Here is a 278-nt window from a genome sequence, read left to right on the forward strand (position 1 = left end):
GTCGTACACGTCCGCTACAGCCATTAAGCGGGCGCTGATAGGAATATCGTCTGCGGCCAGCCCCTCTGGATAGCCACTGCCGTCCCATTTTTCCTGGTGGCTGTATGCGATTTCCTTGGCAAGACGTAAAAAATCAACCTTCACTCCCAGCTGATTCTCGGCATGCTGGATGGCGTCGCGCCCCAATGTGGTGTGAGTCTTCATTACCTCGAATTCTTCCGGGGTGAAGCGCCCAGGTTTGAGCAAAATGTGATCAGGGATTCCGATCTTGCCGATGT

Annotated in this window: 1 protein-coding gene; it reads right to left on the bottom strand. The window is 54.0% G+C overall.

Annotation, left to right across the window (positions count from 1 at the left end; all coding sequences use genetic code 11):
* Positions 1-278, bottom strand: a 278-nt coding sequence (locus AC0IYH_RS31265) for an HD-GYP domain-containing protein (RefSeq protein WP_471838092.1), incomplete at both ends; no start/stop codon positions are given.

The organism is Pseudomonas sp. AC463 (assembly GCF_979253585.1).